The 6209-nt window shown below is 73.9% G+C and carries 4 protein-coding genes; 2 read left to right on the top strand and 2 right to left on the bottom strand.

All coding sequences use genetic code 11. From position 1 onward, the window contains the following. Together ACFYST_RS27980 and mce are read right to left on the bottom strand one after the other, a co-directional pair. Positions 1-2913, bottom strand: a 2913-nt coding sequence (locus tag ACFYST_RS27980) for a hypothetical protein (RefSeq protein WP_387866256.1), incomplete at its 3' end; no start/stop codon positions are given. Between the two features lie 388 nt (positions 2914-3301). Beyond that, complete coding sequence (gene mce / locus ACFYST_RS27975) at positions 3302-3736, bottom strand: methylmalonyl-CoA epimerase (RefSeq protein ID WP_387637227.1); 435 nt, start codon at positions 3734-3736, stop codon at positions 3302-3304. A 251-nt stretch (positions 3737-3987) separates the two neighbouring features. On the opposite strand from mce, the gene ACFYST_RS27970 reads away from it, so the two are divergent. Both ACFYST_RS27970 and meaB read left to right on the top strand, forming a co-directional pair. Then, the gene (locus tag ACFYST_RS27970; protein ID WP_387637225.1) at positions 3988-5178 is read left to right on the top strand and encodes an acetyl-CoA C-acetyltransferase; all 1191 of its coding nucleotides are present in this window, start codon (positions 3988-3990) and stop codon (positions 5176-5178) included. Positions 5179-5255: 77 nt separating this feature from the next. After that, on the top strand, positions 5256-6209 hold the full coding sequence (meaB, locus tag ACFYST_RS27965; RefSeq protein WP_387637222.1) for a methylmalonyl Co-A mutase-associated GTPase MeaB: 954 nt from the start codon (positions 5256-5258) through the stop codon (positions 6207-6209).

Raw genomic sequence — 6209 nt, 5'->3', positions numbered from 1 at the left:
GCGGTCGTAGGTGGCGGCGCTCTCGCGCAGTTCCTGGTCGAACGCGGTTGCGGCTTCGCGGAGTTCGGTGGTCTCGCGGTCGGCGACGGCCCGGAGCTCGGCCACCTCGCGCTCGGCGACGGCGCGCAGCTCGGCGGCGTCCTGTTCGGCGTCGGCCCGGAGTTCGGTGGTCTCGCGTTCGGCGACGGCGCGGAGCTGGGCGGCGTCCTGTTCGGCGTCGGCGCGGAGTTCGGTGGTCTCGCGGTCGGTGGTGGCGCGCAGCTCGCGGTCGTAGGTGGCGGCGCTCTCGCGCAGTTCCTGGTCGAACGCGGTTGCGGCTTCGCGGAGTTCGGTGGTCTCGCGGTCGGCGACGGCCCGGAGTTCCGCCACCTCGCGCTCGGCGACGGCGCGCAGCTCGGCGGTCTCCCGGTCGGCGACGGCGCGGAGTTCGGCCGTCTCCTGCTCGGCCGTGGCGCGCAGCTCGCTGTCGTAGGTCTCGGCGTCGGCGCGCAACTGCGCGGCCTCGGACCGGTCGGCGGCGGCTTCGGCGGCCAGCGCCTCGGCCTCGCCGCGGGCGGCGGCGAGCTGCTGGTCGGCTTCGGCACGGACCCGCTGGGCGTCCTGGGCGGCGGCCTTGCGGACGGCGGCGGCCTCACCGTCGGCGGCCTCGCGGATCGCGGTGGCCTCGGCCAGCTTCTCGGCGGTCTGCGCCTGCTCGCTCTCCAGGTCGGCGCGAGCTGCCTCGCGGGCGGCGGTGGCCTCGTCGCGGAGCGCCTGGGCGGCGGCCTCGGCCTGTTCGGCGAGGGTGCGGGCGGCGTCCTCGGCGGCGGCGCGGACGGCCCGGCCGGCCTCCTCGGCCTGCTCGCGGTGCTGCTCGGCCCACTGGGCGGCGTCGGCGCGGGTGGCTTCGGCGATGGCGTCGGCCTCGGCGCGGACGGTCTGGGCGGCGGCCTCGGCCTGCTCGCGGGCCAGGGCGGCGTCGCGTTCGGCGGTGGCCCGCTGCTCCTCGGCGGCGGTGTTCGCGGCGGCGAGCAGTTCGTCGCGGGCCTGCGCGGCGGTGGTGGTGAGCTTCTCGGCCTCGGCGCGGGCCCGGGTGAGGGTCTGCTCGGCGCGGCCCTGGATGGCGGCGGCCTGTTCGCGGGTCTCGGTTCGCAGCCGTTCGACCTCGGCGGCGGCGCCGGCGCGCAGCGCGTCCGCGTCGGTCTTGGCGCCGGTGAGCAGCTCCTCGGCCTGCTTGGCGGACTCCTCGATCTGGACGGCGGCCTGCCGGCGGGCTTCGGCGCGGACCCGGCCGGCCTCGGCCTCGGAGGCGGAGCGGTGTTCCTCGGCCTGCTCGCGGGCCTTGGCCGCGTCGGCCTGCATCCGTTCCAGCTGCTCGCGGATGGAGGCGGCGTCCTCCATGGCGGCGTTCTGCGCCTGCTCGACGGCCTCGCGGGCCTGCTCCAGCAGCGTCGTGGCCTCGGACTTGGCGTGCTCGACCAGCCGTTCGGCCTCGGCGGCGGCCTCGCCGCGGGTGTCCTCGGCGGCGGTGTTCGCGCGGGCGAGCACCTCCTCGGCCTGCTCGGCGGCCTGGGCCAGGCGCAGCGCGGCGTCCTTGGCGCCCTCGGCGCGGCCGGTCTCGGCGGCTTCGGCGTGCAGGCGTTCGGCTTCGGCGGCGGCCTGTTCGCGCAGTTCGGACGCGTTGCGTTCGGCGGTGGCCCAGTGCTCGGCGATCTCCTTCTCGGCGTCGGCGCGCAGCTCGTTGGCGACGGACTCGGCGGCGCCGCGCAGGCGTTCGCTCTCCTCGGAGGCGGCGGCCTTGGCGGCGTCGGCCTCGGCCTGGGCGGTGGAGGCGGCGGCCTTGATCAGTACGGCTTCGCGGGTGGCGGCGGCCACCATCTTGGCGATCTCGGCCTTGGCGGTCTGCGAGCGCTGTTCGCTGGCGGCGTCGCCGTCGGCGACCTTGCGTTCGGCTTCGGCGGCGGCTTCGGCCTGCAGGCGTTCGGCGGCGGCGAGGGCCTCCTCGCGCATCCGGGCGGCCTCGGTGCGGGCCCGTTCGGCCTCGGCGAGGGCCTCGGCGCGCAGCCGCTCTATCTCGGTCTGGGCGCCGACCAGGGCGGCTTCGGCGCGCTCCTGGTCGGCGAGGGCCTGCCGCTTGAGGGCGGTGATCTCGGCTTCGGCGGCGGCGAGCTTCTGTTCGGCGGCGGCGTGCGCCTCGGCCAGCTGCTGCTGGGCGGCGGTGGCGGCGGCGACGCGTTGTTCTTCGGCCTGGGCGCCGGTCTGCTGGGCCTGCTCGGAGGCGGCGCGCAGCAGGCGTTCGGCGTCGGACTGGGCGCGCATCAGGGCGGCTTCGGCGCGGGCCTGGGCCTCGCCGCGGGCGGCGTCGACGTCGGCGGCGGTCTGCGCGCGGGCCTGGTCGGCGAGGGCGGCGGCCTCGGCGCGGACGGCGGCCATCATCCGGTCGGCCTCGGCGCGGGCCTCCTGGAGCAGGCGCTGGGCCTCCTGCTCGGTACCGGCGCGGGTCTGCTCCGCCCAGTTGACGTTTTCGTTGACGTGGCGTTCGGCGGCGGCCCGGAACTCGGCGAGTTCCTCCTCCAGCCGGCGGCGCCGGGCGTTGAACTCGGCCTCCAGCTGGGAGGTGCGTTCGGCGGCCTCGGCCATCATCCGCTGGGTCGCGGCCTGGGATTCGCGGAGCTGGCGTTCGGCGTCCGCGCGCAGCGCCTCGGCCTGCATCTCGGCGTTGCGCAGGAGTTGTTCGGCCTGGCCGGAGACGGAGTCGAAGGCACGCGGCTGGGCGAGCTGCCGGCGGGCCTCGTGGAGCTTGGCCCGGAGCACTTCGACCTGGTAGGCGAGGTCGTCGGCGTGCTCGATCGTCTTGTCCCGCTCCTTGCGGGCCTTCTCCAGCTCGGCCTCGAACTTGGAGAGGTGATCTTCAACGCGGTCGTAGCCCCGCACTCCGCGGTCCCGCCCATCTCCTGGTCGCGTCCTCGACCGCTCCGTTCCGCCCCCTGGCCTTGCCGGGGCCGGACCGGCTCGGTCCTTGCCATCGCTCCGCCGTCCGGGTGGACTCCTGAGCGATCTGTTGCCTCTGGAGAATGGTGACAGATCCGAACGGCGACCGTTCGGCCGTGCCCGCGTCGTGGACTCCCCTGCGGTGCGCGGACCGGAGGTACCTGCGCACCTGGGCATTGTAGTGGGAGCGGTGGCGGGGGGAATGGGGGCGAGGTCCTTTTCGGAAGTTACCGCCCAGTTCGTTACCGCCCCGTCAGGTTCCGTACGGGCGTCGGCCGGGCCCTGTACCAGCCCCGTTCGGGGTCGTACGGCTCAGAGCCCGTCTGCCCGTTCAGTGCTCGCCCGGCTCCGCGCTGGTGACCAGCTCGGTCAGCACGCCGCCGCAGTCCTTGGGGTGCAGGAAGGTGATCCGCGAGCCCATCGAACCGCGCCGGGGCTCGTCGTACAGCACCCGCACGCCCTTGGACTTGATGTCGGCGGCATCCCCATCGACATCCGCCGTCCCGAAGGCGATGTGGTGCACGCCCTCACCGTTCTTGGCCAGCCACTTGGCGACCGTGGAGTCGTCCCGGGTGGGCTCCAGCAGCTGCAGGTAGGAGGCGCCGCCGTCCCCGGTGTCGTTGATCTTCAGCATGGCCTCGCGGACGCCCTGCTCCTCGTTGACCTCGGAGTGGAACACCTCGAAGCCGTAGGTGCTGCGGTAGAACTCGACCGTCCGGTCCAGGTCGAAGCAGGCGATGCCGATGTGGTCGATGCGGGTCAGCACGGGGGCCTCCGAAGGCGTTGAGGGGTGGCACTCAGTGCAGCGCATGGCGGCGACCGCACGCCAGCAGCACGCCTTGCGAGTCTGCTCACATCGGAGTTTCCCGTGGTGGAACTTCCCGGAACTGGCACGGTGTTCACTGGAAGGTGCCAGTAGCGCTGATCACATCCTCGCGGCGGTGACGCGGCGGTAACGGATCAGTACATTGACCGCATCCCCATACCCTCTGGTCCGACGCGCGAAGGGGCTCGTCCATGACTACTTCTGTGATCGTCGCAGGTGCGCGCACTCCAATGGGCCGCCTGCTCGGCTCGCTCAAGGGTTTCTCCGGCGCCGAACTGGGCGCCTTCGCGATCAAGGCGGCGCTGGAGCGGGCCGGTGTCTCCGGCGAGCAGGTCCAGTACGTGATCATGGGCCAGGTGCTGCAGGCCGGCGTCGGCCAGATGCCCGCCCGCCAGGCCGCCGTGAAGGCCGGCATTCCGATGAGCGTGCCCGCGCTCAGCATCAACAAGGTCTGTCTGTCCGGCCTGGACGCCATCGCACTGGCCGACCAGCTGATCCGGGCCGGCGAGTTCGACATCGTGGTGGCCGGCGGCCAGGAGTCGATGACCAACGCCCCGCACCTGCTGCCGAAGTCCCGCGAGGGCTTCAAGTACGGCGCCATCGAGATGCTCGACGCGATGGCCCACGACGGCCTGACCGACGCCTACGAGAACATCCCGATGGGCGAGTCCACCGAGAAGCACAACACCCGTCTGGGCATCGGCCGCGAGGTGCAGGACGCCATCGCCGCCGCCTCCCACCAGCGCGCCGCCAAGGCGCAGGCCGACGGCGTGTTCGAGGCCGAGATCGTTCCCGTCGCGATCCCGCAGCGCAAGGGCGACCCGGTGCTGTTCAGCCAGGACGAGGGCATCCGCGCCGACACCACCGTCGAGGGCCTGGCCAAGCTGCGCCCGGCATTTACCAGGGACGGCACGATCACGGCCGGCACCTCCTCGCAGATCTCCGACGGCGCCGCCGCCGTCGTGGTGATGAGCAAGGCCAAGGCCGAGGAGCTGGGCCTGACCTGGATCGCCGAGATCGGCGCGCACGGCAACGTCGCGGGCCCGGACAACTCGCTGCAGTCGCAGCCGTCCAACGCGATCAAGCACGCCCTCGCCAAGGAGGGCCTGGAGGTCGTCGACCTCGACCTGATCGAGATCAACGAGGCGTTCGCCGCCGTCGCCCACCAGTCGATGAAGGACCTGGGCGTCAGCGACGAGATCGTCAACGTCAACGGCGGCGCGATCGCGCTCGGCCACCCGATCGGCATGTCCGGCGCCCGCGTGGTGCTGCACCTGGCGCTGGAGCTGCAGCGCCGCGGCGGCGGCGTCGGCGCGGCCGCGCTGTGCGGCGGCGGCGGCCAGGGCGACGCCCTGATCGTCAAGGTCCCCGCGCAGGGCTGACCGATCCTCAAGTCCCCGTGAGGCGGCGCCTGCCGCTTCACGGGGCTCCCGTCTTTTGTGCTGCGAGGAGCAACCCGATGGCCGATGTGGCGACGCTGGTCGAGCAGGCCCGGCAGGGCCACCCCCGGGCGGTGGCCCGGCTGATCACCTTGGTGGAGAACGCCGCCCCCGAGCTGCGCGAGGTGATGGCCGCGCTGGCCCCGTACAGCGGGCGGGCGTACACGGTGGGCCTGACCGGCTCGCCCGGCGTGGGCAAGTCCACCTCGACGTCCGCGCTGGTGACCGCCTACCGCAAGCTCGGCAAGCGGGTCGGGGTGCTCGCCGTCGACCCGTCCTCGCCGTTCTCCGGCGGGGCGCTGCTCGGCGACCGGGTGCGGATGCAGGAGCACGCCACCGACCCGGAGGTGTTCATCCGCTCGATGGCCACCCGCGGCCACCTCGGCGGCCTGTCCTGGGCCGCCCCGCAGGCGCTGCGGGTGCTGGACGGGGCGGGCTGCGACGTGATCCTGGTGGAGACCGTCGGCGTCGGCCAGTCCGAGGTGGAGATCGCCGCGCAGGCCGACACCTCGGTGGTGCTGCTGGCGCCCGGGATGGGCGACGGGATCCAGGCCGCCAAGGCGGGCATCCTGGAGATCGGCGACGTGTTCGTGGTCAACAAGGCCGACCGGGACGGCGCGGACGCCACCGCCCGGGAGCTCAACCACATGCTGGGCCTGGGCGAGTCCCGGCAGGCCGGTGACTGGCGGCCGCCGATCGTGAAGACCGTGGCCGCCCGCGGCGAGGGCGTGGACGAGCTGGTCGAGGCGCTGGAGAAGCACCACGGCTGGCTGGCCGAGACCGGTGAGCTGGCGGCCCGCCGCCGGCGCCGGGCCGCCCAGGAGGTCGAGGCGATCACGCTGGCCGCGCTGCGGGCCCGGATCGGCGACCTGCGCGGCGACCGCCACCTGGACGCGCTGGCCGGTCAGGTCGCCGACGGCACGCTCGACCCGTACACCGCCGCCGACCGGCTGGTCGCCGAACTGACCGGCTGA

Origin of the sequence: Kitasatospora sp. NPDC004614, from assembly GCF_042873675.1 — a bacterium.
Classification (GTDB): domain Bacteria; phylum Actinomycetota; class Actinomycetes; order Streptomycetales; family Streptomycetaceae; genus Kitasatospora.
This window is presented reverse-complemented; position numbering and strand designations above follow the sequence as displayed.